12 protein-coding genes are annotated in these 25165 nt (G+C 68.1%); 6 read left to right on the top strand and 6 right to left on the bottom strand.

Translation table 11 applies throughout. The features are described 5' to 3' along the window. Positions 1–24 precede the first annotated feature (24 nt). Positions 25–2565, bottom strand: a complete 2541-nt coding sequence (locus DAT35_RS01935) for an SBBP repeat-containing protein (protein WP_158501508.1) — start codon at positions 2563–2565, stop codon at positions 25–27. Between the two features lie 313 nt (positions 2566–2878). On the opposite strand from DAT35_RS01935, the gene DAT35_RS01930 reads away from it, so the two are divergent. From DAT35_RS01930 to DAT35_RS01910, 5 genes are all read left to right on the top strand, one after another. Then, positions 2879–6814, top strand: a complete 3936-nt coding sequence (locus tag DAT35_RS01930; RefSeq protein WP_158501507.1) for a kelch repeat-containing protein — start codon at positions 2879–2881, stop codon at positions 6812–6814. A 495-nt stretch (positions 6815–7309) separates the two neighbouring features. Beyond that, on the top strand, positions 7310–8395 hold the full coding sequence (locus tag DAT35_RS01925; protein ID WP_108065145.1) for a hypothetical protein: 1086 nt from the start codon (positions 7310–7312) through the stop codon (positions 8393–8395). An 80-nt stretch (positions 8396–8475) separates the two neighbouring features. Beyond that, positions 8476–8784, top strand: a complete 309-nt coding sequence (locus DAT35_RS01920) for a hypothetical protein (protein WP_108065144.1) — start codon at positions 8476–8478, stop codon at positions 8782–8784. Continuing rightward, positions 8781–10652 (top strand): ABC transporter substrate-binding protein, encoded by a 1872-nt coding sequence (locus DAT35_RS01915; RefSeq protein WP_108065143.1) that lies wholly within the window; start codon positions 8781–8783, stop codon positions 10650–10652. Before DAT35_RS01920 ends, DAT35_RS01915 begins: the two co-directional genes overlap by 4 nt. Before the next feature lie 266 nt (positions 10653–10918). Next, positions 10919–13624, top strand: a complete 2706-nt coding sequence (locus DAT35_RS01910) for a GH92 family glycosyl hydrolase (RefSeq protein ID WP_199242771.1) — start codon at positions 10919–10921, stop codon at positions 13622–13624. A 189-nt stretch (positions 13625–13813) separates the two neighbouring features. On the opposite strand, the gene DAT35_RS01905 is transcribed toward DAT35_RS01910, so the two are convergent. Continuing rightward, a complete protein-coding gene (locus DAT35_RS01905) occupies positions 13814–17263 on the bottom strand; it encodes a VIT domain-containing protein (protein ID WP_108065606.1) in 3450 nt (1149 codons plus the stop codon). Positions 17264–17586: 323 nt separating this feature from the next. Between DAT35_RS01905 and DAT35_RS01900 the strand changes: the two genes are divergently transcribed. Then, complete coding sequence (locus DAT35_RS01900) at positions 17587–19335, top strand: cytochrome c (RefSeq protein WP_108065141.1); 1749 nt, start codon at positions 17587–17589, stop codon at positions 19333–19335. 99 nt (positions 19336–19434) lie between these two features. On the opposite strand, the gene DAT35_RS01895 is transcribed toward DAT35_RS01900, so the two are convergent. From DAT35_RS01895 to DAT35_RS01880, 4 genes are all read right to left on the bottom strand, one after another. Continuing rightward, complete coding sequence (locus DAT35_RS01895) at positions 19435–20598, bottom strand: hypothetical protein (protein ID WP_146209539.1); 1164 nt, start codon at positions 20596–20598, stop codon at positions 19435–19437. A 54-nt stretch (positions 20599–20652) separates the two neighbouring features. Continuing rightward, complete coding sequence (locus tag DAT35_RS01890) at positions 20653–23076, bottom strand: acylase (RefSeq protein WP_108065139.1); 2424 nt, start codon at positions 23074–23076, stop codon at positions 20653–20655. 133 nt (positions 23077–23209) lie between these two features. Further along, positions 23210–23953, bottom strand: a complete 744-nt coding sequence (locus DAT35_RS01885) for a hypothetical protein (RefSeq protein ID WP_146209538.1) — start codon at positions 23951–23953, stop codon at positions 23210–23212. A gap of 144 nt (positions 23954–24097) precedes the next feature. After that, positions 24098–25138 carry an FHA domain-containing protein gene (locus DAT35_RS01880; protein WP_108065137.1) on the bottom strand — a complete coding sequence of 347 codons (1041 nt, stop codon included), beginning with the start codon at positions 25136–25138 and terminating at the stop codon, positions 24098–24100. Between the last annotated feature and the right edge of the window lie 27 nt (positions 25139–25165).

Below are 25165 nucleotides of genomic sequence, written 5' to 3'. Positions count from 1 at the left end.
CGAGGTTCAAGCAAGAGACAGGAGTCATGGCGCGTGCTTCTGCAGGAGGATGTCATAGCCTCCCGCGTTGCGCTGGCCTTCGAAGGCGCCCAGGGTGCCTCCCGCGGTATAGGGGGCGCCTGAGTCATCCACGCAGACCGCCTCCGCATGCTCGTCCTGGTCGGTGCCACTCTGCCGGGTCCAGAGCGGCAATCCCTCGGCGTCCAACTTCAGCAACACCACATCCTGGCCTCCGAAAGAGGTAGCGCCCAGGGCACCCAGGGTACTGCCCGTCAGGTAGAGGTTGCCCGCCGCATCCCGGGCGAGCCCTCCAGCGAAGTCGGATTCCGCCGATCCATAGGTGCGGCTCCACTCCCTCGCGCCGGAGGGAGAACGACGCGTGAGGAACAGGTCCTCCTGACCCAGCTGTGGGTTACCATCGAACGACGCGCCGACGCCCCCGGCGACGTACACACGGCCCACCTCGTCGACGGCCACGCCCACGGCGTAGTCGTAACCGGCCGAGCCGAACTGGCTGCGCCAGAGCACCTTGCCCTCGCCGGTCAGGGCAACCACGAACGCGTCGGCATCTCCCTGTTGTGTCACCCCATCCATGCTGCCCTCGGTCGTGCCAGCCACGTAGAGGGTGCCATCCGCGCCGACGGTGATGGCCTCAGCCTGGTCATGCATGTTCGTGCCCAGCAGCCGCGTCCATAGGCGGTTGCCCTCCGGGTCGTAGCGCGTCACGAATGCGTCCCCTGTGAGCTCGCCGGCATTGGTGTTGCCATCCAGGTTGCCATAGGTGAAACCCGCCACGTAGACGCTCCCATCCGGGGCCACGGCCACTGCCGTGGCCAGCTCGAAATCAAGAGAGCCGAACTGGCGTATCCACTTCACGCGGCCCTCGGCGTCGAACTTCACCAGCAGCACGTCGTAATCACCCGCATTGGAGCCTCCGAGGCTGCCTGCGGTGGCACCCGCGACGTAGAGATTGCCTCCCGTATCATTGGCGATTGCGTAGGCCAGCTCTTCTTGAGAGGTGCCCAGCTGACGCGTCCACTGCCGCGCGCCCTGCGTGTCGTATCTCACCAAGAAGAGATCACTGCCACCCGCGCTCGTATTGCCGTCCAACCCATCCTGGGTGACTCCCGTCGCGTAGAGACCGCCCAGGGGAGAGTGGACGAGGCCATAGGCATACTGATCTCCGGATGCGCCGAGCTGGCGGGCCCAACTGGCCGGCGGTGGAGTGACCTTGCCCCAGCCATAACCCAACGCACAGGCACCCGGTGCATTAACCTCACAGCCGTCCAGGTACTTCACCACGACCGCGTCCTTGTCCCCCGCTCCGCCCGTGGATGTGCCGAGGCCCCCTTCGGTGTAACCCGCCACGTAGACGCCACGCTCCCGATCCGCAGCCACGCCCAGCCCCCAGTCGCTCCGCAAGGAGGGATTCGCGTCGTTGACGGAGCCGAGCTGCCTCACGCCCAGCCGCGCCCCCGCTGCGTCGTATTTGAGCAACACCAGGTCATTGCTGCCAAGCGCGGCCCCCGACATCAGGTCCAGCGGGACCGAGCCGGTGACGTAGACATTCCCCCCGCCGTCGGAGGCGACGCCGGAAGCGGAGTCCTCGCCAACGGTCCCATCCTGACGCGTCCACACCCGGGTGCCCGCCGCGTCGTACTTCAACACGACGATGTCGTAGTCACCCAACTGGGCCCTGCCATCCAGGCCCGTCCCGGTGGTGCTGCCCCGGGTGCGGCCCACGACGTAGATCTCCGTCTCACCCGAAGAGCGCCGGGAAGTGGCCACCGCCTGGGCCACGTCCAGCCCATTGGTGCCAAGCTGGCGTGTCCATTGCCGCGTCCCCGCTACGTCATACTTCGCCAGGAAGAGATCCTGCCCACCCGCGTTGGTATTGCCATCCAGCCCGCCGGAGGTGAAGCCTGTCACATACACGGCGCCGTCCGCGCCCACGGCCACGCCCCGGGCCTGGTCATTGGAAGCCGAGCCGAGCTGGCGCGTCCATTGTCGCGAGCCCGCCGCGTCGTACTTCACCAGGAAGAGGTCCTGCCCACCCGCGTTGGTATTGCCATCCAGCCCGCCAGAGGTATAGCCCGTCACATACACACTGCCGTCCGGAGCCGTGGCCACGCCCTGCGCGAAGTCCCCCAGGCCGGTGCCAAGCTGGCGCGTCCACAGACGCGTGCCGGCCGCGTCATACTTCACCAGAAAGAGATCGCTGCCCCCCGCGCTCGTCTGGCCGTCCAACCCACCCGTGGTGTAGCCCGCCACATAAATGGCAACGGATTTCGGATCCCGGTCATCCACCGCCAGCCCCGTGACGTACTCGTTGTTGGGCGAGCCATACTGGCGCGTCCACGTGGGCGACCCGTCCACGCCCAGCTTCATCACGAACCCGTCATAGCCTCCCTTCGCGGGGTCCGCGCCCACCTGCCCCCCCGTGTAGCCGGCCACATACACCTCACCCCGAGCGGCGGCGACCGCGGAGGCCTGTTCGTAGGCGCTCGTGCCGAGCTGCCGGCTCCAAGCCGGCGGCTGCGTGTGCTCCGCGGCCCGGGAAGACAACGGGAGTACCACTGCCAGAGCGACAGCCAATACCCCCAGCCGACGCTCCCACTGCCTCATCCACATCCAGTGCATGCATGACCTCACCGAGTCGATGCCTCGGCATGGTATTCATCATTTAACTCTCGGTTTCTCATGATTACACCCCGGGAGTATAAATCCAACATGTTCTGAACAGGCCCGCTTCCCGAGTGCCGCTGGCGATCCCCGCCAGCTCACCGCGAAGAGCCTGTTCCGAGCGAAAGGCTGTATGGCCATGAGAAGGCAGTCAGTGACAGGAAGCGCGTCGTGTCAGGAGGCCAGGAGCCGGGGAGTGCGCACCGCTCGCGGATGGGAGTGGGCGCATCGGGCCCTCGTGGCGGTGCTGGGGTTGGTGGCCCTGGGCGGCACTGGTTGTAGCAGCACCCTCTCGGAGGAAGAGACCGGGCCGCATCCCGAGCAGGTCGCCCGGCAGTGGCGGCTCTCCGCATCCATCGAGGGAGACGACGCCTCGTGGATGACGACTGGCAACCTGGCCCAGGGCCGAGTGCTGCACACGGCGGCGCCCCTGCCGGGGGGACGAGTGCTGATAGCCGGCGGCTACAATCGCACCTCGGAGGTGTATGACCCGGCCACCGGTACCTGGACGCGCACCGGGGACACCCTTATCTCCCGCCGCGCCCACTCGATGACGACGCTGCGGGACGGGCGGGTGTTGATGGTGGGCGGCGAAGACTGCCAGGCCTCCACCTCCGCGGAGGTGTACAACCCGGCCACGGGCGCCTGGACGGCCACCGGCGCCCTGGGGGCGTGCCGGGCCTCTCATGCCTCCGCCCTGCTGCCCTCGGGCCGGGTGCTGGTGGTGGGAGGAACCGACAGCGCGGGCCGGGTGCTGGCCTCGGCGGAGGTGTATGACCCGGATACGGGGACGTGGACAGCCACAGGCGCTCTGGGCACGGCCCGCGCCCAGCCCACGGCCACGTTGCTGACCTCGGGCCGGGTGCTCGTGGCGGGCGGCGACAACGGAGGCCTCCTCGCCTCAGCGGAGGTGTATGACCCGGACACGGGGACGTGGACGGCCACCGGCGGCATGGGCCAGCCGCGCCGCTACCACACGGCCACACTGTTGCCCTCGGGCGAGGTGCTGGTCACGGGCGGTGGGGGTGGCGAGCGGGGGCCGGCCGCATCTGCGGAGGTGTATGACCCGGACACGGGGACGTGGACGGCCACCGGTGCCATGGGCCAGCCGCGCCGCTACCACACGGCCACACTGTTGCCCTCGGGCGAGGTGCTGGTCACGGGTGGCTACCACGAGTACACCGGCATCTCCTCCACCTCCGAGGTGTATGACCCGGGCGCGAAGACATGGAGCGCCGCGGCCCGGCTGAACGTGGGCCGCTATGGGCACACGCTCACGCAGTTGAAAGATGGCCGGGTGCTGGTCGCGGGTGGCTTCAGCACCCAGGACCAGTCCAGCGCCGAGCAGTATGTTTCTCCGCGGTCCTTCCCTGACGCCACGAAGCCCTCGGGTACCAGCCTGCTGCTGCAGGTGTTGGATGCAAGTGGTCAGCCCATCCCCTCCGCTGCCATATCATTTGGGGACGAGCTACTGCCCACCGATGGCGTTGGCCGTCTGCTTTTGCAACAACTTCCTCCCGGCCGCTTCACGACCCGGGTCGATGTCCCCGGCTACGCCTCCGCCGCCGTCAGTGTGGATCTGAGCGAAGGCCTCCACGCTGGCGCTCAGGTGCGATTGCTCCCCGTGGGAACCTCCGTCCCCTTCTTGGCTGAGAACGGAGTCTCCGTCCAGCACCAGGGCGTCAGCGTGACCCTGCCCGCCAACGCCGTGGCGGATGTGGACGGACAGCCTGTTTCCGGTCCTGTCCAGCTCCAGGTGACCCCGCTGGATCCCACCCTCGCTCTCGCGGCCCTCCCGGGTCCCTTGGAGGGCGTGGTCTCTAGCTCTGGCGAGCGCGTCTCCATGGAGAGCATCTTCATGGCCGAAGTGAGTCTCAAGGGAGGGAATGACCAGCCACTGCAGATCGCGCCCGGCGCGCATGCCACGCTCGAGTTCCCCCTGCCCGAGGCGTTGGCCTCGCACTTCCAACCAGGAGACACCATTCCCGCATGGTGGCTGGACCTGGATCGAGGCCTCTGGGTGAAGGAGGGAGCCGGCACCGTACGCACCACGGACGATGGCCGTGCCGTCTGGGTAGTGGAGGTAGCCCACTTCACATGGTGGAACGCCGACGTGCCCATCAGCGAAAAGAGCTGTGTGCACGTCACCGTGCTGGACGAGCAGGGACAACCCGTGGTGGGCGTACCCGTGGTGGCCGAGGGGAAGGACTACGCGGGCTCCAGGGCCAGCTATACGGGGCCCGACGGCAGCACCTGCGTGGAGGTCAAGCTGGGTGGAACCGCCGACGTGCATGTGGGCTACCTGGGAACGCCCGTGGGAGAGGTGTGGACGGTGACGGGCAGCGCCGCGGGGGTCTGCGGCAGCGCCTCCTGTCAGTCCCACACGCTCATCATTCCCCACGGACCCATCTGCACGCCCGGCGCCTCCGCTTCTTGCCCCTATAGCGGCCCCTCAGGTGTCGGCATCTGCCGGGCTGGCACCAACACCTGCGACCCCTTGGGGATGAGTTGGAGTGGCTGCCAGGGGCAGGTCCTTCCCTCGCCCGCCGAAAACTGCGGGACACCCTTCGATGACAATTGCAACGGCACCATCAACGAGGCCTGCGGGCGCTGCACGTTCCGCAGCACCGAACTCTGCTATGGAGGCCCGGAAGATACGCTGTGCCCAGAAGGCACTTCGTGCCCGCACCAGTGGTGCAGCGCCGGCACCCGTACCTGCGACCGCTTCGGTAGTTTTGGCCCCTGCCTGGGCCAGAGACTCCCTCAGGCGAAAGATACCTGCGACACCACCGTCGATGACGACTGTGACGGCTCCACCGAATGCAATGACATCCACGTCTGGAGTCGGCGCTTTGGTGACGCCGCCTGCCAGGGGGGACAGGGCGTCGAGGCCGACGCCGCTGGCAACGTGGTCATCAGCGGCTACTTCAATGGGACCGTGAACTTCGGTGGCGCCCCCCTCACCAGCGTGGACAGCACCGACGCCTTCGTGGCGAAGCTCGATGGAAATGGCAACCACGTCTGGAGTCACAGACTCGGCAACCTGAACTACGCCGTCAGCCTGGATGTCACCACGGATGGAGCGGGCAACACCGTGGTATCGGGAGTCTTCTATGGCACCCTCAAGTTCGATAACCAGGACATTCTCACCAGCACGGGTGATTCGGACAGTTTCGTCGTGAAGCTGGCTCCTGACGGCACCCTCCTCAATTGGACGGCCATTGGCGGCGCAAAGCATCAGGAAGTGTGGGGCATGGCCGTGGACTCCCAGGGGGATGTGCTCGTCGCGGGGCGCAACTGGGGCACGCTGAACGTCAACGGCACCTTGTACCCCACCGCTGGCGGGGCGGATGCCTTCGTCGTCAAGCTACGCGGGAGCGACCTCAGCCCGCTGTGGGCCCACAACTGGGGTTCGGCGGCATTTGATAGCGTGGAGGGAGTGGACGTGGACACGGCGAACAACGTCCTGCTGACGGGCAGATTCTCGAACACCGTCAACTTCGGCGGACTGCCCCTGATCAGCCTGGGGGATACGGATGCCTACGTGGTGAAGCTGAGCGCCACGGGCACCCACCTCTGGAGCAAATCCTTCGGAGCACCGGGAATGCAGGTCGGCTCGGACGTACAGACCGATGGAGCGAACAATGTGGTGGTGACGGGCGGTTTCGAAGGCAACAACGTCAGCTTCGGAGGCCCCCCCCTCCCCAACGCGGGCGACATGGACATCTTCCTGTTGAAGATGGATGCCAACGGCAATCACCTCTGGAGCAAGAGCTTTGGTGGGCCGAACACGGACGCCGCCGAGGCGCTCGCCGTGGCCAGTAATGGCAGTATCGCCATCACCGGCGAGCTCGTGGGACCCACGGACTTCGGAGGAGGGCCTCGCACGGGCCATGGTGGATATGACTCCTTCGTCGCCCGCTTCGACCAGGACGGGACTCATCACTGGAGCCAGGTCCACGGCGACATCACAACGCAAGCCGGCCTCGGCATCGCCTTCGACAGCGCGGGCAATGCGCTGGTGATCGGCGAGCTCGAGGGGCGGGCGCGCTTCGGCCAGGACGCGTCGACCGAGCTGGTGAGCAACGGCTGCTCCGACATCTTCCTGCTCAAGTTGAGGTCTACACCTTAACTCCCCTCACCTGTCCTCGCCCCCCGGCCCGCTGCTGGGCCGGGGGGGCTCGATGCGGCGCCTCCATTCCAAGACAGCGCCGGGCTGCTCGACGGCGGCGGACATGGCGCTCGCCTCAATCCGTGAGGAGAGCCGCCAAATTTCACTCGTCACCCTACTCCCTGCGACTCATTTTCAGCTCACGTTCCCAAGCCTGCGTCCAGGCCTGCTGGAGTCCTGGCCGGGAGATGGACGGGCCGGGTCGCTGAGTCCCCCACGCCTTTCCGCATCTCAATACATACACATGCCAGGAAAGGCGCCCGGGGAGGTGCCTGTATGGATTATCGAAATGTCAGACCCCTCGTGCAGAGTGTCATCCATCGCACGAAAGAAGGACGCCACTGCCGCTCCGGGTGACGCTCTTTCATTCCCTCGAGAGCCGGGGGAGCCGGGGTCTTCCCGCGGGACACCGGTCGTTCGCGGCGCTCACAACAACCAGCCACGAGAAAACACACCATGGAAAAGAAGACGAAGGCCCGCGGAAACAACAAGAGCCAGTCGTCCTTCGAGCAGGAGCTGGGACCCCTGGTCAAGGCCATCGACGACGCCGTCGCCTCCATCCCCGACGCACGCCAGCGCCAGGAGGTGCGCGAGGCGGTGGGACAGGCCGTGCACAGCGCCATCCAGCAGCTCGCCACGCGCCCCGCGAGCAGCCAGCGGGCGATCGCCCCGACCGCCATCGGGGACGCGACCACCACGGCCGCGGACGCCGTCAGCCGGGTGAAGGACCTGGGCTTCGTGGCCTTCACTACGGGCCTCATCGACGGCACCTTCAACGCCATCACCACCGCCACCGTCAAGCAGATGCAAGCGTACGCGGATCTGGTCGCCTCCCTGGCCAAGTCGCTCACCGAGTTCCAGGCGGAGAACGTCACCACCGCGGAGATCAACTCCCACCTGGCAAACCAGTACCCCGACGGCAGCGGCGGCACCAGCATCCGCACCAAATACATCTTCAAGGCCACCCCCGAGGACGCGGACAAGGGCATCCCCCCCCGTACCGCGAAGGAGAACCTCACGCTGGTGGGTGAAGCCCTGGTGAGAGACACCAGCACCCTGCTCGACCCCGCTGGCGCGCCGCTGCTCACCTTCGATCCGGACAGGGACTCGGTCTCCGGCAGCGGGGGGATCTCCTTCACCAGCGAATGGGTGAAGACGGCCCGGAACGTGGTCGGCAGGCAGCTCGCCAGGAACATGATCGAGCACCTGCGCGCCATGGCGCGTGAGGGCATGGCCCGCATCGTCATCACCAACGGGGAGCTGCTCTCCAAGCTCACCTTCCGCGTGGAGTCCTCGGAGGTGGAACAGAAGCGGGAGAGCGACTACCGCAGCGAGCGTATGTCGGCCAGCGTGCGCACGCGCTTCGGCGGCGGGTTCTTCGGCGCCTCGCTCAATGCCAGCTACGACAGCATGAAGGTCACCACCGTGGACACCGAGTCGTTCGACTCGGTGACGATGAGCGCGGAGATCATCGGGCAGGTGAAGCTCAACTTCCGCACGGAGACGTTCACGCCCGTGGTGAAGGACGGCCCCATCGTCTGAATCACCGCCGGTGAGGCTGGCGGCCTCGTGCCGCCGGCCTCCCGGCCCTTTTCCCTCTCATTTCCTTTCGTGCCCGCGCCATGCCAGACATCACCCTGGGTGAGATGCTCACCCTCATCTTCTCGGACCTCGCCACCTCCGTTGAACAGACGGACGACGAGGTCGGAGTGAAACTCCAGGTGACGAGCCTGGACCTGGACCTTCCCGCCAGTGTGAGGCTGGACGAGACCCGGACGCCCGACGAAGAGCCTCGGCTCGTGGTGGCACTGCCCTCCACGCGCGAGACGCCCTCCGGCGGCCGGCTCGGCCGCATCGCCCTCACCATCGGAGTCGAGAAAAGCACCCTCCCGGCGCCAGCGCCGGCACCCACGCCCCTGGAGGAGCCATGAGCCTGGATGACAATGTGGAATGGCAGTTGGCGGACCTGGTGGATGCCCTCTCCGCGGAAGTGGATCGCGCTGAAGACACGCTGGCGCTCAAATCCTATGCACGCAAGGTGTCCTTCGCCATCAAGAAGATGGCGCTGGATGTGGAAGTGACGATGCGCCGCGCGCCGGACGGACGGCTCTTCTTCCGCACGGTGGACCTGGGCCAGACGAGCGACACCCTGCTGAAGCTGGACTTCGCGCAGGTGCTGGAGAACCAGCTCACGGGCATGCGCAAGCCGCTGGATGACAGCACGAGCTCGGCGCCGGTGAGCGTGCTGCCCGGCATCACCCCGGAAGAGGTGCGGGCGCTCAACAGCATCGCCATCTTCACGGTGGACGACTTCACCCGCTACACACAGACGACGGCCATGGTCGCGGAGGTGGGCCGCAAGACGGGCATCGCCGAGACGCGGCTGCGCAACTGGCGCGGCATGCCCTTCATGACCGCGCTCAAGCCGGCGCGAGGCGCGCCAGGCAGCACCGTGGTGCTTGAGGGAGGAAACTTCGGGCTGGTGAGCCCGGAAGGCACGGTGGTGCTGTTCAACGGGCACCCCGCGAAGGTGCTCTCGTGGAGCAACGCGCGGGTGACGGTGGAGGCGCCAGCGGAGGCCCTGGGCTCGGGGCTGGTGTTCGCCATCCTCGGTGCGCAGCCCACCAACGTGCTGGCCTGGGAGGGCACCACGGTAGACCTGCGGGTGGAGGACGTGACGCCGAACACGGACGGGCCGGTGGCGGACGAGCCACTGAGGCTGGAAGCGGCGCTCGTCAACCTTGGCAGCGCGGCCACGCAGCCCTTCACGGTGCAGTGGTTCCTGGATGACGCGCCACTGGCGAAGCTGCCTCACGGCCCGCTGCAGCCGGGGCAGCGCTCGACGGAGAGCGGGACGCAGCAGGAGCTGCTGCTGAAGCCGGGGACGCACACGCTGCGCTTCCTGGCGGATGCGAACGAGGAGCTGCCGGGTGTGGACCGGGCCATGTTGTCCTTCACCCGGAAGGTGGAGGTCCGGGCGCCCCAATCACTTGCAATGGGCGACTTCCGCAAGCTGGAGCTGCTGGATCCGGTGCGGGCGGGGCCGGTGGATGGCTCGAGCGTGCTGGGACTGGTGTTCCGCGGACTGGGGCGGCGAGGCCCCAAGGGAGATGTGGTGCCGGACCTGGCGGTGGGGTGGACGGCCCCCATGCCCGTGGAAAGGGGAGGCGTGATGCTGTACTCGGTGACAGTGACGCTGCGCCCCGAGGCACGCTTCCATGATGGCTCACCCGTCACGGCGGAGGACGTGCGCTTCTCCCTGCAGAGGATGCAGCAGCCGGGCTCTCCCTGGTCCACGCGAGCGCTGCACATCCGGGAGATGAGTGTGAGCGGCTCGCAGGTGACGCTGCTCCTGGACGCGCCGGACGCGCTCGCGCCGCTGTTGCCCGCGGGCATCGTGCCACGACTGGCCTACGAGCCGGACCCGGATGGCTTTGGCAAGCGGCCCGTGGGCAGCGGCCCCTTCCAGGTGGCGTCCTTCGCGCCCACGCAGCTGGAGCTGCGTGCCTTCCGCGGCTACTTCCGCGGCGCACCGCGGCTGGACAGGCTCTCGGTGGTAGTGATTCCGGATCTGGACAGGCTGGGCGAGCGGGTGGAGCAGCAGGAGCTGCAAATGGCTGTCATGCCCTATGACGATGCCTGGTTCGAACGGCTGAGGGACCTGGGGGAGTGGAATCTGGTGCGCGCGGCGACGTCCACGGAGGGGCTGCTGCACGTGCAGGTGACGCGATTGCTGGAGCGCAACCCCGCGGAGCCGGACGTCAATGCTGGCGCCCACCTCTGGTACCTGAAGCCCTGAATGCGTCCGCGGCGGGCCACTCCTCGCGAGGAGAGGGGGGGAGCCGCCCCGGACATCGGAAGTCCTGGCCGGAGGGGAACCCCTCCGGCTGGGAGTGGGGCCCCGGGCCTGCGCGGGAGGTCCGGGGTCCCACTGTTTTGTCTGGCGATGCATGCCCTCGGCGTCGGAGAGCCACACCGGGAGAATCATCAAAATCTTGATTTACACGTTATTCATGTTAGATCGCGCCTTTCGTATCGGTCAGTCACATGAAAGGCGGCGCGCGGATGATTCGAAGCGACCTGAGAAGAACACCGTCGTGGTTCCACGGATTGGGAGTTGGCCTGATCTGCCTCTGGACGGGGGCAGCGGCCGCACTTCCGTCGGACTATGTGAACACGCTGCGAGGCAGCAACTCCGGCGGAGGCTACTCCCGAGGTAACACGTTCCCGGCGACGACGGTGCCCTTCGGCTTCAATTTCTGGACGCCGATGACCGATGCGAACTCGACGAGCTGGATCTACGACTACAACCGGAGCGCGATCCAGGCCTTCACCATCAGCCACATGCCGAGCCCCTGGATGGGCGACCGCCAGACATTCCAGATCATGCCCATGTCTGGCGCGGTGACCGTGGACCGCGCGACCCGTGGCGCGGCCTTCAGCCACGCCAATGAGACAGCCCGGGCGCATTACTACAGCGTGAAGTTCAACAGCGGCCTCCAGACGGAGATCGCTCCGACGGACCATGCGGCGGCCCTGCGGTTCACGTTCCCGAGCACGGCCTCCTACCTGCTGTTCGACACCGTGAATGGTGTGAATGGCTCCCTCAGCATCGACAGGACGAATGGCGTCGTCTCCGGCTACACCGACCATTCGTCCGGCTGGGGTCCTGCCCCCCGCATGTATTTCTACGCGAAGTTCAGCAAGGCCATCGCCGACTCGGCGAATGTGACGGGACAGCGCGCCGTCACGGCATGGGTCCGCTTCAACACCACCGCGGGCGAGCAGGTGACCATGTCACTCGCCACCTCCTTCATCAGCGCGGCCCAGGCACAGTCCAACCTGGCCCAGGAGATCGGCTCGAAGAGCTTTGATACCGTCAAGCTGGAAGCGGAGAACGCCTGGAATGCCCTGCTGGGCAAGATCGAGGTGGAAGGCGCCACGGACGATCAGAAGACGATCCTCTACTCCAACATGTACCGGGCGTTCCTGTATCCGAACTCCGCCTGGGAGAACGTCGGCGGCACGCCGAGCTATGCCTCGCCGTATGCGAGTGGCAACCCCGTGAAGACCGGGAAGGTCTACGTCAACAACGGCTTCTGGGACACGTACAGGACGACCTGGCCGCTGTATTCGCTGCTCATCCCGACCAAGACCGGCGAGATGCTCGACGGGTTCGTCAATGGCTACAAGGACGGAGGCTGGGTCACCCGCTGGTCCGCGCCGGGATACGCCAACATCATGGTCGGGACCAACTCGGATGTGATCTTCGCCGATGCCTACCTGAAGGGCATCCGCAACTTCGACGTCGCCGCGGCGTATGACTCGATGCTGCGAAACGCGGCGACCTACAGCAGTGATGCGGCCCGGGGCCGCAAGGGCATGAATCGCTCCGTCTTCCTGGGGTACACGCCGCAGGACCTCGTGGGCGAGTCGACGTCCTGGTCCCTGGAGGGCTACCTCAACGACTTCGGCATCGCCCAACTGGCCCAGGCCCTGGGCAAGACGGACGACGCCCCGTACTTCCTGAACCGCTCCCTGAACTACGTCAACATCTTCTCGTCCTCCGTCGGGTTCTTCCGTGGCAAGAACGCGAACGGCACGTGGCGGACCTCGGATGCGGACTTCAAGGCGAACCGGTGGGGATGCGAGTACACCGAGGGCAATGCCTGGCATTACAGCGTGCTCGCGCCCCAGGATGGACAGGGGCTCGCCAACCTGTACTTCGGGAAGAGCGGACTGGCCAACAAGCTCGATGCCTTGTTCGCGGCTCCCCGGGACTATGACGTGGGCTGCTACGGCGGCGTCATCCACGAGATGGCGGAAGCCTATGACGTGAACATGGGGCAGTACGCCCATGCCAACCAGCCCGTCCATCACACGCTCTACATGTATAGCTATGCCGGGACGCCGTGGCGGATTCAACAACGCGTCCGAGACGTCCTGAACAACCTCTATCAGTCCGGACTCACCAACGGCTACGGCTACCTGGGCGACGAGGACAACGGCGAGATGTCGTCGTGGTACCTCTTCAGCGCGATGGGCTTCTATCCGGTCAGCATGGGACGGCCGGAGTATGCGGTGGGCGCGCCATACTTCACGAAGATGACGGTCCACCTGGAGAACGGGAAGGACCTCGTCATCAACGCCCCGAACGTCAGCAACACGAACCGATACATCCAGAGCGTGACCTTGAACGGGGTTGCCTATACACGGAACTACCTCCCCCATTCGGCGCTCGTGAACGGCGCCACGCTGGACTTCTCGATAGGCGCGTCCGCGACGACCTGGGGCTCGGGCAGTGGTGACGTGCCCGCCTCCATCACCACGGGAAGCTCCGTTCCGCAGCCGCTGGCCGATGTGGCCACGGGCGGGACGATCTCCGCCAGCGGTGACAACGCGGCGAGTGGCGAGGGCACCGCTCAGGGTTTTGATGACAACTCGCTGACGAAGTGGCTCGCCTTCCAGACGACCCCGTGGATCCGCTATCAGCTCACGGGCGGGGCGAAGACGGTCACCCTGTACACGCTGACGTCCGCCAATGACTTCCCCGGGCGGGATCCGAAGGCGTGGACGCTCCAGGCCTCCAACGACGGCGTCACCTGGGTCACGTTGGATACCCGGACCGGGCAGGATTTCCCCTGGCGGTTCCAGACGCGGGCCTTCGCTCTCAACAACACCACGGCCTACAGCCAGTACCGTCTGCAGATCAACGAGACCCACGGCGATTCGATCACCCAGTTGGCGGAGATCGAGCTGCTCGGGAAGTAGTCCCCTCCCCCAGGGACCGGCGGCGCGGGTTCCTCCGCGTCCCGTCGTACCCGCCTTCGGCGCATCCCTTCCGCCGGGGCTCCCGAGCAACTCGTTCTCATCGAGCTCGGTCAGCACCTAGCTCCAACCGACGAGACACGCCGGCCCGCGTTCATGTCCGCGGGCCGGCGATCCTCCCCTCAATGGGGCTCATTCTCCGGCCTTCGTCCTCGGCTTCCCCGGAGTCACTTCCTCGCTGCGCAGGAGCAGTGCGGCTTCGGCCTTCGGCAGGATGCGCAACTGGAACTGCCGCTGGTACCCATCCTCGCGGGAGAAGACGCCCCGGTCCGTCACGAGCAGAAGCGCCGTGGGCACCACGTAGCGTGCCGAGTTGTTGCCGAAGTAGTGCACCGCCACCTGGTACGTGCCTCGTGCGGCCTTGCGCGCGTGGTACAGCTCGGGCCCCAGCCCGTCCGTGGTGTCCCAGTGGAGCTGGCCTCCCAGCTTCGTCCGCATCCGCCGGTAGGAGCACCGCTCGCCGTTCGGCTCCACCACCCACAGGTCGATGTCCGTCGAGTCCGAGTTCCAGTGCAGGGTGAGCTGGTAGTCGATGGGCCCCTGCTCCGCGAGCTTCGCCAGCTCGCGCCGCCGCGCCTCCATGGCTTCCACCTCCGCCCCCGAGAGCCGGGCTTGCTTCGCCAGTGCCATCAGCATCCGGCCGTAGTGGTACGCCGCCACCGTCCTGGCCTGCTCGCCATGCCGATCCCACTCGCGCGCCAGGACAATCTCCCAGTCGCGCGCGGCCTCCGCCGGCCGCCCCGCCGCGTCCAGGGCCAGGGCCTCCTCCAGGTAGGACTGCGGCTCGAAGGGGCGGTTGAGCCGCACGTGCTCGAAGAGCTCCGTGGCGGCCGTGTACTGTCCGAGCGCCAGCAGTCCGTAGCCCACCAGCCGCAGTGCCTCGGAGTCCTTCGGCCGCAGCTCCACGGGGGACGAGAGGGCCCGCACCGCGCCCCACGTATCTCCCGCGAGCGCCCGCTTGCGCGCCACCGCCTCGTACACCATCACATCGTCCTTGTTGGCCCGCCGCGCCTGCCGGTACGCCAGCTCCGCCTGGAGCCGCTCCTCACCTCCCGCGTAGGGCTCGTCCCGCAGGGGTTGGGCCTTCAGCCGTGAGCTCAGCTCCGCCTGCTTCGCGCCCAGCACCCGCAGCACCTCGCGGCCCGAGCCGGGCACTCCGTCCAACGACAGCCCCTCCAGCCGCTCGCGCTCCTGGTCCTGCTCGCGCCGCCGCAGCGCCTCCAGCTCGGAGAGCTCCACCTGCTCGTCGCGCACCGCGTAGCGCACGTAGTCCGCCTCCGACTCCAGCACCAGCATGGAGGCGCGCGCGTTGGCCAGCCGGTAGTGCTGACTGAGCGCCACCACCATCCGGTCCACCCGCGGGTCCTCCAGGGCCACCAGCCGGGCCACCCACCCCTCCGCCCAGGCCCGCGGCGCGAAGGCACTGTCCCGGTCACGCGGCAGCGGCACCCGCATCGTCCGCTCCTGTCCATTCGAGCGCACCACCACCGCCAACTCCGCGGCCCCCTCGCCCAACAGCCGCCCGGCCACCTGCAACTCCTGCCCCGGGAAAACGAGGTGGGGCCGTCCGCCCACTACCAGGTCCTTCACCTTCGTGCCCTGTACCTCCACCCGGGCCAGCACCGCCGAGGCCGCCCGGTGCGCACGCGCCGCCGCCGGCACCTCCGGACCGGAGAGCACGCTCACCACCCGGCCGCCGCCCGCGCGGGCCAGCGCATCGAAGAGGTCCGTGTTCACCGCCGACTCGCCAAAGCGGTAGCTCACCCAGCGCAGCTTCTCCGAGGAGGCATGCTGGGAAATGAGCGCGTCCACCTGTCCCCGCCCCCAGGTGACGTTGCCGTCCGAGAGCAGGAAGGCCGTCACCCGGCCTCCGCCTACCGCCGGCTTCAGCCAGTCGCGGCTCGCCCGGTCCAGCTCGGCCAGCATCCCCTCCACATGCGAGGCGCCCTCGAGGAAGACACGCTCCAGTTCGCCCAGGGTCTCCCGGCGCGCCTCGGGCGTGTTGCGCCGGAAGCCCGGGCCATGCAGCCAGCGGGGCCTCACATCGAAGAGGAGCACCGCGTACTCGGTGAGGCTCTCGTCCCGCTCCAGCAGCGCGCGCAGCAGGGCGCCCTGAAGGGCCCACGCGTTGCCATCCTCCGCCGAGAGCGAGGTGTCAACCACCAGCACCGCCCTCCCAGTGGGCGCTCCTCCCTCGCCCACGATGAAGCTCGAGGGCAGCCGCACCCGGGCGTAGAAGGCCTGACCGGGCAGTCCCGAGGGGTCCGAGCCCACCAGCACGTCCGCGTCCAGGCGCAACGGCGCGAGGGCCACCTGCAGCGCGCCGTCCCCCGTCAAGCGCGGCCAGTCCCACACCCGCCACGGCCCCAGGTCCCTCGGCCTGGCCGCCGCGGGGAGGACCGTCATCGCGCGCGCGTACCTCGGGTCCACGTGGACGCGCGCCGACACCTGGAGCGTGCGCCCTGCCTCGGGTGGCAGCGGCCACGTGTAGCGCAGGTTCTGTCCATCGAAGAGGAGCGTCTGCTCGTAGGCGAGCACCACCCGCTTGAGGGACTTCGGCGGCAGCGGGAAGACGCGAGCGCTGAAGGTGGAGGCCCCCGCCCACTCCAGCAGCGCCGGGTCCACGTTCTGGCGCACCACGTCCTCGTAGACCTGGCGGGCGCGCGTGTGCTCGACGACATGGGCCTCCTGACGGGTGCCCCAGGAGCGCTCCGCGTCCCGAGGGGACGGCGGGGCCGCGGCTCCCAGCTCCTCCGCCCGGCTCGAGTCCCCCAGCGGCGGCAGCAGTTCCGAGGACTGGAAAAGCGAGGGCGAGTCCACCTCTACCGCCCCCGAGTACAGCGCGAAGCCCGCCACCGTCGCCCCGCCCGGCAGCGGGTAATAGAAGGTGCCCTCCAGGGAGCGCGAGGTGTCGTTCTCGAAGAGGTAGTCCACCACCGTGCGCGCGCGAGCGCCCTGGATGTACGTCACCACACGCACCGCGCGAGCCGTCAGCGGCTGGTAGCGGCCCTGCTCGTCCCGCACCAGCACCTTGGCCATGCGGGGTGCGGACTCCACCTTCGGCAGCACCGGCCGGGGCGCCTTGGGCTCGCCGGGCTTTTTCTGTCCGGAGGGCCCCTCCTCCTGTTCGGCCTTCTCCCAGTCGGAAGCAGGGGTTGGCATCAGCGGCGCTCCCGATGACTCGGAAGAGTCTCCCACCGCACCACCGAGGACGCCGCCCACCACGCCTCCCACGACTCCCCCCATCACGCCGCCCTCGACGCCTCCCTCGCTCGTCTGGTCTCGCGCATCCCACCGCCGGACCAGCGCCTCGGGAATGGGCTTCGGGTCGGCGACGGCGTCGCGCAGCGCCGCGATGTCCACCGCCCCCATGTCCGGGACACCCGGCGCGGTGGTGGGCGCGATGAGGCCCGCATCGGCGAAGGAGGCGGGAACGTTCGCGGGCACCGGAAGTGGAGACACATCGGCCGTGACGGGCTCGGGCGCTGCCTCCGGAGCGGGCTCGGGTGCCGGAGCGGGCTCGGGCGACACCACGGGAGGAACGGGCTCGGCCGTGGCGGGCGGAGTCGTCGAGCCACGCATGCAGCCCACGGAAGCGAGGGCCGCCAACAGGAGACCGGAGAGGAGAGCGCGCGGGAGGGACATGAGCCCCGAGGCTAATCGCCTCCGGCCGCGCCGTGGTGTCATGGTTGAGTCATGCGTGCTCCACGCTCGAGCCACAAGCCGTCAGTGGGTCACGGAGGATGGGCCTGCTGCCGGTAGGCGGGCGTCCCGCAGCCGGCCAGCAGCAGGAGGGCGGGGACGAAGATGGCCAGATTGTGGCCACCCGATGAGCCAATCACGGTCATTTTCTCGCCATCTGGACGCGTGTTACCCAGCAATGGCTTTCAACGAAGGAGAGCGGCATGCCTCGACACCATTCCCTCGTCGTTCCATGGCTCCTGCTGACGGCCTGTGCGAGCACTGGAGCGCCCCCTTCCGGTAAACCGGCCCCCATCGAGCAGACCCGCCAGGTGGTGGAAGGCGTCCGCGAGCGCGGTGGGCTCGTGCTCGCGAAGGATGCGTATGGCGACAGCGCGACCCGCCTCGTCTACCTGGACCAGGGATGGGGGCCGCCCGAGACCCTGTGGTTCTATCATGCCGATCAAGGCTCGGTCCTCATGCCCTACGACACGCTGGTGCATCTGGAGCAGGCCGACAGCGACAAGCCGCTCATCCTCCCCGAGAACCTGACGCGCTTCCGCCTCCTCAATCAGCACAAGACTCTGAACAACCCCGACGCCCTTCCCGTGGGCTTCGCGCGGCATGGGGACAAGGTCGGCTTGACCTGCGCGGCATGCCATACCTCGCAGATCAACTACCGCGGTACGGCGATGCGCATCGACGGCGCTCCGGCGCTCGCTGACATCATTGGCTTTCTGCGTGCGGTGAGGGCTTCATTGGCGGCCACGTTGGCGGATGAGTCCAAGCTCGCGCGCTTCGCCGCCGCGGTGCCGGGAGGTGGCGGGGACAGCGCCCGCCGAGAGGCAGCGCGCAAGAGCCTCACACAAACGTTGAGCTGGTTCGACAGCTACGAATCCGCCAACCGCACGACCACGGTGGAGGGCTTCGGCCGGCTCGACGCGATCGGGCGGATCATCAACCAGGTGATCCGCTTCACCAGCGATCCCAAGAACAGCCTCGAGCCCAATGCGCCCACCAGCTTCCCTCTCCTGTGGGATGCGCCGCGCCACGACTACGTGCAATGGACGGGGTTCTCACCCAACGCGGGCGCGGGCTCGCTCGGCCGCAATACCGGGGAGGTGGTGGGGGTGTACGGGCAGATCGAGGTGAAGCACTACGAGACGGAGCAGGAGGCGAAACGAGGGTATCCCTCGACAGTCGAGGCGAACGAACTGGTCGCGATGGAAGAGAGCTTGCGCAATCTGAAGTCTCCGCGATGGCCGGAGGACGTCCTGCCGCCGATCGATCGCAAGCTGGCCGCCCGCGGCGAGGACCTGTACCGGACGCACTGCGTGTCCTGCCACGCAACCATCGACCGCGACGATCCCAAGCGGAGCGTCGTCGCCATGATCACGGGCATCGACATCGTCGGAACCGACGACACCAGCGCCAGCAACCTCGTCAAGGCGCGCGCACCGGCGGGCGTGCTCGAAGGAGCCATCTCCCCCACCGGCGAAAAATACGGAGCCGAGCTGCGCGCGCTCGCCCTCCTGGGCGATCTGGTCACGCGCTCCGTATCGGCGAAGCCCGTCGCGGCGCTGAAGGCCGTCACGAATGCCAGGCTCCACGGACAGGAGAAGACAGCCAAGCAGGGCAACCATACCCAGAACAGTGACACGAACCCGAGCGCTGACCTGATGTCCTACAAAGCGCGTCCGCTCAATGGGACCTGGGCTTCCTCGCCCTACCTCCACAATGGCTCGGTGCCCACGCTCTATGACCTGCTCCTGCCTCCCGCCGAGCGGCCCAAGCGGTTCTCCGTTGGCCGCTGGGAGTACGATCCCCGGAAGGTGGGCTACGTCAGCGACGGGCAGGTGCCCTTCGTGTTCGACACCACCGTGACCGGCAACTCCAATCGCGGCCACGAATACGGTGTGACGCTCCCCGACGCGGATCGCTGGGCGCTCGTGGAATACCTCAAGACCTTGTGAGTCCAGGAGAGCGCCTCGGGCCACCGCTGGACGTCCGCTCCACATCCACCCGCCGCGCATCCGGGCCCTGCTCCGTCAACCTTCCGGCCGAGCCTCATGTCAGGCCGTGCGCACGCGCTCCGCGGCATTGCGCCGCCTGGGGGCGGGAGGCATCTCCTCGGCCGGAACACCCGCGCGCGCGAAGAAGAAGCCCCGGCCCGGTGGCAGTCCCAGCTCCGAGATGAGCCTCTGGCGGGGCTCCGGGTGCTGCATCATGACGCTCACCGGGTGCAATGCCCCCCCGCGGGCCGCGAGCGCGAGCCACGTGGCCAGCAGCCGCCCTCCGGCCGCTACCTGGGTGGCCTCCGAGGGGTCCTCCGCGTGGAAGTGGAGGTACAGCAGCATCCCCGAGCGCTCGAGGAGCGTGCCCGACTGCCGCGCCATGGACCGCGCCAGCCCGAGCGGCCTGAGCGCCCGTATGGACGCGGGCGACAGCAACACCCGCAGCAGGGCCTGCTGCCACCCGGGAAGCTGCTTCGCCAGGAGGTGCGTGATGGGCAGACCGGTCTCGGCCTGGCGGATGACCTCGGGGCCGAAGCGGATGTGGGCGTAGGTCTCGTGCCACGCCGCCGCATGGGTGAATTCCAGGGCGCCGTACCGCGCCACCACGTCGCCCGCTCGCACCAGGACGTTCCGATCCGTGAGGGCCACGAGCCCACACTCCTCGCTCGACTCCGGAAAGGCCCGCGACGCGGCCGCACGCACTGCCTCCACGATCGCAGGGTCGAGCGGTTCGGACCGGTACGGGGAGCGATTCGTCCTGCGCGCCGCCAGCAGCGGCAGCAGCGCCACCGCCCCGGCGTCCACCGGCGCGGGCGTCAGGTGCAGCACCGCGAGCGGCTCCCACGGGGCCAGCAAGCGCACCACCGCGGGAGGCACACCGCCGAGCCGCCAGCGGAGGCTGGCCCGGACGCCGCGTGCCGCCAGGGCGATGGAGAGGGCTTCCACGTAGATGCCACCGCTCATCAGCATCTCGGTGCGGTGGGCCGGCAGCGCGCACAGGCACCGAGCCGGATCCAGGGCCACCGCAACGTACACACCTTCGCCGAGCGGAGCACCGGCTCCAGCGAGGGCGCGGCAGGCCTCGTCGCTCGAGAGGAGCGCCAACTCACAAGGCTGAGCATTGTGAGAGGACGGTGAGAGTGCCGCATCGCGGGCGGCCTCGCGCAGGAGTTTCTCCAGGGTGGGTGTCTCCATCGCGGCGCAGTCTGTCCGCGGCGTCATCACTTTTCCAGGGACTCGCATCCCACGAGCAGATGGCGTCCCCCTGGCGGAGACTCAATCCCGGGTGACAGTGATCGTCTCGAGGTCCGGGGCGTTGGCGATCTCCTGCGCGGAGAACAGGATGGGCCGCCACTGCTTCTGGGCGAAGAGCGGGAGCTGGTCGTTGAAGTGGGACGAGGCGGTGTCCTCGGACTCGCCATAGGTGAGCACGGCCCGCGCCTCCACGCCGCTGTCGGTGTAGTTCATGGCCATGAGGAAGCTCGTCCCATAGTTGTCGACGTAGCCCTCGGTGGTGAGGCCTGTCTGGGAACTGATGACCGTGCCTCGCGGTGTCGCCGCGTCCACCGTGGACTTCAGGATCCGGTAGCTGACGACGTTCATGGTGCCATCCACGGCGACGCCACCGTGGAGGGGAATGCGCGAGCCTGCTCGGGGGGTGAACTGCACCTGGCCCAGCGGCGCATCCACCGCGATGCCTGCATCCCCCAGGCGCAGCACGGCCTCGGCCAGCTTGTCCAGGAGCGGGTCCGTCCCCGACCCGGGAGGCGGCACGAGCGTGTTCGGCGTGTCCCGGGGCTGTGAGGGCGAGAAGGGCGTGGCGAAGAGGGGGCCCGCGTTCTGTAGGGCCGGAGCGCCGTAGACGCCCATCAACTCGCGCCAGAGGGGAGCCCCCACGCTGCTCAGGTCGTAGCGGCCATTCCACGCCGCCAGCACGGCACAGGCCTGGGTGAGGTCCACAGCGTGGCCCCGGGCGGTGCCCGTGGTGTTGCCCTGACAGCGCTGGACCACCTGCGCGAGCAGCAGCTCGGCGGTCATGCTCCGGTTGTCGAGAACGGTGGCTTGCAGCTCCTCGAGGGTGAACCGGCCATCGGGGCCAGAGGCACCGCCCTCGCGCACCTCGGTGAGATTGACGAGGTTCATGCGGGTGCGGGGCGTCTGGGGTACGCGCTCGAAGCCGTGCAGCGGCGAGAAGCCCTCCAGGGGCGCCGCGGGGTTGGCCAGCCAGTAGCTGTCATTGGAGTTGAAGACGAAGTCGCGGCGCGACAGCTGCGGCATCCGCGCATAGGGCACGAGCCCCGGACTGCGCGCGCCGGGCTCGTCCACCCACTCGTCGCGGGCACGGCTCCCGTCGAGCAGCACCACGCTCTGGGCCAGCAGCGCGGCCTGCGGCGAGCCGGGCGTGGCGGCCGCCTGCTGCCACGCCGTCAGCGCCTCGGCACTGAGATTGGGGGTGGGCGAGGCATCCATGTACCAGACGTTTCCCTCGCGATCCGTGGCCATGGTGTTCACCCAGGGGGCGCCCTGCACCTGGGCGAAGACCTCCTGGAACTGCTGGAGGCTGGTGGACCGGCCCATGCCCAGGAACTGGGCGACGAAGGCGGTGTTGTCGATGTTGGCGTCCCGGTAGCAGATGGCGAGCGAGCCGGTCCACCCCAGACCGGGCAGGGCCAGCAGGGGGCCATGGTGGCTGCTGTAGAGGGTGCGGGAGACGTCCTTCAGCGAGCCATCGGACTGCAGCACCTGAATGGTGAAGGTCCGGGCCGTCATCTGACGCTCCTGGCCCTCATACACATAGGTGGTGGGCTTGCCGGGAACGAGTTGCAGCAGATAGGCCGTGAAGCGCGAGCCGGAGGAGAAGGTATGCGTCCAGGCCACGTCCTTGTTGAAGCCGATGAGGACCCCGGGCACGCCCAGCAGGGAGACGCCGTAGACGTCGAGCTGGCCGGGCACGGTGAGGTGGCTCTCCCACAGCCGCAGCTCGCCCTCCCAGGGGAAGTGCGGGTTGGCCAACACCATGCCGCGTCTGTTCGCCGAGCGCTCGGCGCCCAGTGCCCAACCGTTGCTCGCCAGGCTGGCCTCCTCGCGCGGAGGCAGCGCGGGCGGCACGGACTGCACGCCCAGTGGACTGGGAGGCTGGGCCGCGGCGATGGCATCGGTGAGGCGGTAGCCGCTGGCCGTCAGCGTGATGTTGATCAGGTAGGCCACCATCTCCTCCGCGCCGATGGGGCGCAGCCAGGGCTGCCCGGCACAGGGCAACTGCGTGGCCCCGGAGCTCTCCAGGAAGTGGTTGTAGCCGTCGGCGAACCCCTGGATGAACTGACGGGAGTCCTCGGATTGGCTCTCGAGACCGGCCCGGCCGCGATTGAGCAGATCCAGCGCGTGGTAGGCGAAGTCGCTGGCGATGTGGGCGTCCCCGGGTCCTGCCCCGAAGAAACGGGCGCGCTCGCCGCGAACCTTGATGATCTGGTCCGCCAGGCTGCAAGCGTGATCCCGGGCGAAGGCATAACCCTGACCGAAGCCCACACCGCCGATGTTGGGGGCGGTGATGTGGGGAATCCCGTAGGCGGTGCGGCGGATGGTGGCCTGGTAGCGGGGCTCGGGCTGCCGCGAATTCGGGCAGCCCGTGGTGGCCACCAGGGCCAGGGTCACCAAGAGGGTGTGCCAGCGAGGCGGACGCACGGACGAGCCGGTCCGCATGGTGCAATCCGAAACAGGGGAAGTGTGCATGAGAACAGGTCGAGCAAGGGATACCGCCCGACCCATAACACCCCCAGGCTCGAGAAGGATGTGGAGCCCGGGGACAGTTTCATCCAGACGTCATTTCCCCGCCCTACCCGCCCGGGTTTTCGGCCTCGAGCTGCCCGGGGACGGCCTGCTCCTTCAGCCCCAGGTGTTCATTCAGCGTACGCTCCAGGAAGAACACCTGCTCCGCCGAGAGCCCCTGTTTGATGAGCACGTGGCTGCTGCCGTTCTGCAACGACACGCACAGCTCGTTCTCGACCTCGGTGAACCCCTCCTTATTGACGCTCGCGCGCTGCTGGCCATAGAGCCGGCGGATGTCTCGCATGGCCAACGTATGCGAACCAGTCAAGGAGGGCAGCGGCCCATGCCGCACCTCGAGGCCCGTCTGGGGTGACGCCTTGATACGCGTGTGGTTGACGAGGATCTGGATGCACCAGTAGCCACCGAGGAGGCCCACGGCCATGAACAGCCACGCGAGCGGACCAAAGGGGCGGCCTCCCTTTCCAGGGATCCACCCCTCGTATCCCCCCAACCCAAAGCCTCCGGCACAGAGGCTCAACACCGCCAGCTTCCAGAAGTCCAGAGAGCGCCACGGCCAGCGAATGTGGAGGGTGTCTCCCTCGCGCACCAGCTCCCAGTCATCCTCCAACCGATTGGAGCGGACCGGCGCCGTCTCGGGCAGGGCAGCGCCCTGGCCCGCGAGCATGTCCCTGGCATCCGAGCCCAACAACTCGTAGAGCCCACCACAGGAGGAACACTTGACGTACACGGCTTCCGGCTGGACGTCTCCCTCCTGGAGGCTGGCGCCGCAGAGCTCGCATCGTGAGTGCATGGAGGGGAGTGTAGCGGCCCCGAGGGGCGCGAGGAATGCAAGGTGTGCACTCCCGGCCGCGAACGGCCGTGCAACTTTTGCATTCCCCGGCAAGAAGCGGCGATCCCGCCCCGCTATCGCCCGGCGCGCCTCACGGACTGGCTCTCAGGTGCTGGGCGCTCCCTCTCCGCAGTAGTCCGCCATGGCCATGCGCACGCACACCTGGTGGAAGTCGAAGGGCCGCTCCACGCGCGGCGACCAGTAGTGCACCGCCCAGGCCGCGTTCTCCTTGCCCGAGCCCGTCTCGCCGTGGATGAGGACCGGGAGCGTGCTGGCGGACAGGCGCCGGAGCAGCTCGTACGTGCGCACCATGGAGGCATCCGCCACCACCAGGGAGCGCTCTCCGAGCTCGAGCCGGTAGAGCGTGGGGCCGGAGATCCGCACGCTCCCCGGCGACGCCGCCAGCGCCGCGGCCCGAGCGGCGGCGATGAGCGCATCCGCGTTCAACCCATCCTGGGGCGCGGAAGCCAGCCCCGCCCGCGCCTGCGGAGCCAGTGGGGAGAGCACCTCCAGGAGGTTGTGCGCCGCGTCCTCCGCCGCCTCCTCCTCCAGTTCGGGCAGCAGCACCGCCAGCGCGTTGCCCGCATGGCTCACCAGGTCCATCATCCGCAGGGACGCGCCGAGGGCGCGCATCAGCTCGGGCAGGGGTGCCTGGGTGGGTCCTGGCTCGAGCACGACCACGCTCGCCGCGCGCTCGTAGCCCAGCACGCGCTCGAGCTCCTCGGACAGGCGCGCGCGCAGGGTGGGCTCCTCGAGCGGCGGCCGCGAGGGCTGAGCCCCCTCGCCACAGTGGAAGACGAGGGTGACGTCGCCCAGCGACACCACGTCTCCGCTGTAGAGCACCTGTCCGCCCACGACCCGCTCCCCGTTGACCCGGGCGCCGTTGTGGCTGCCGAGGTCGCTCAGGCGCACCTCTCCCCCATCCACCAGCAGCTCCGCGTGGCGGCGGCTCACCGAGGGATCCTCCAAGCGGATGTCCGCGAGCGGATCCCTCCCGATACGCAGGGTGCCACCCCGAGGCAGGGGCCGGAGCGAGGAGGAGTTCCCCTCCAGCACCAGCAGATACATGGGATCATCGTGGCTGGGGCGGACGTCGGGCGAGGCGCGCCAAGCATCCAGGGTCTGTTTCAAATCCGGGAGCGACATGACAGGGCCATGCAACCCCCGCCAGGG

The organism is Vitiosangium sp. GDMCC 1.1324, from assembly GCF_003044305.1.
GTDB lineage: Bacteria > Myxococcota > Myxococcia > Myxococcales > Myxococcaceae > Archangium.
This window is presented reverse-complemented; position numbering and strand designations above follow the sequence as displayed.

What these genes read in the sequence shown, in the direction of transcription:
- DAT35_RS01925 (WP_108065145.1), top strand. Translation starts at nt 7,310, where the DNA reads ATGGAAAAGAAGACGAAGGCCCGCGGAAACAACAAGAGCCAGTCGTCC.
- DAT35_RS01920 (WP_108065144.1), top strand. Translation starts at nt 8,476, where the DNA reads ATGCCAGACATCACCCTGGGTGAGATGCTCACCCTCATCTTCTCGGAC.
- DAT35_RS01915 (WP_108065143.1), top strand. Translation starts at nt 8,781, where the DNA reads ATGAGCCTGGATGACAATGTGGAATGGCAGTTGGCGGACCTGGTGGAT.
- DAT35_RS01910 (WP_199242771.1), top strand. Translation starts at nt 10,919, where the DNA reads ATGATTCGAAGCGACCTGAGAAGAACACCGTCGTGGTTCCACGGATTG.
- DAT35_RS01905 (WP_108065606.1), bottom strand. Translation starts at nt 17,263, where the DNA reads ATGCGTGGCTCGACGACTCCGCCCGCCACGGCCGAGCCCGTTCCTCCC.
- DAT35_RS01900 (WP_108065141.1), top strand. Translation starts at nt 17,587, where the DNA reads ATGCCTCGACACCATTCCCTCGTCGTTCCATGGCTCCTGCTGACGGCC.
- DAT35_RS01895 (WP_146209539.1), bottom strand. Translation starts at nt 20,598, where the DNA reads ATGACGCCGCGGACAGACTGCGCCGCGATGGAGACACCCACCCTGGAG.
- DAT35_RS01890 (WP_108065139.1), bottom strand. Translation starts at nt 23,076, where the DNA reads ATGCGGACCGGCTCGTCCGTGCGTCCGCCTCGCTGGCACACCCTCTTG.
- DAT35_RS01885 (WP_146209538.1), bottom strand. Translation starts at nt 23,953, where the DNA reads ATGCACTCACGATGCGAGCTCTGCGGCGCCAGCCTCCAGGAGGGAGAC.
- DAT35_RS01880 (WP_108065137.1), bottom strand. Translation starts at nt 25,138, where the DNA reads ATGTCGCTCCCGGATTTGAAACAGACCCTGGATGCTTGGCGCGCCTCG.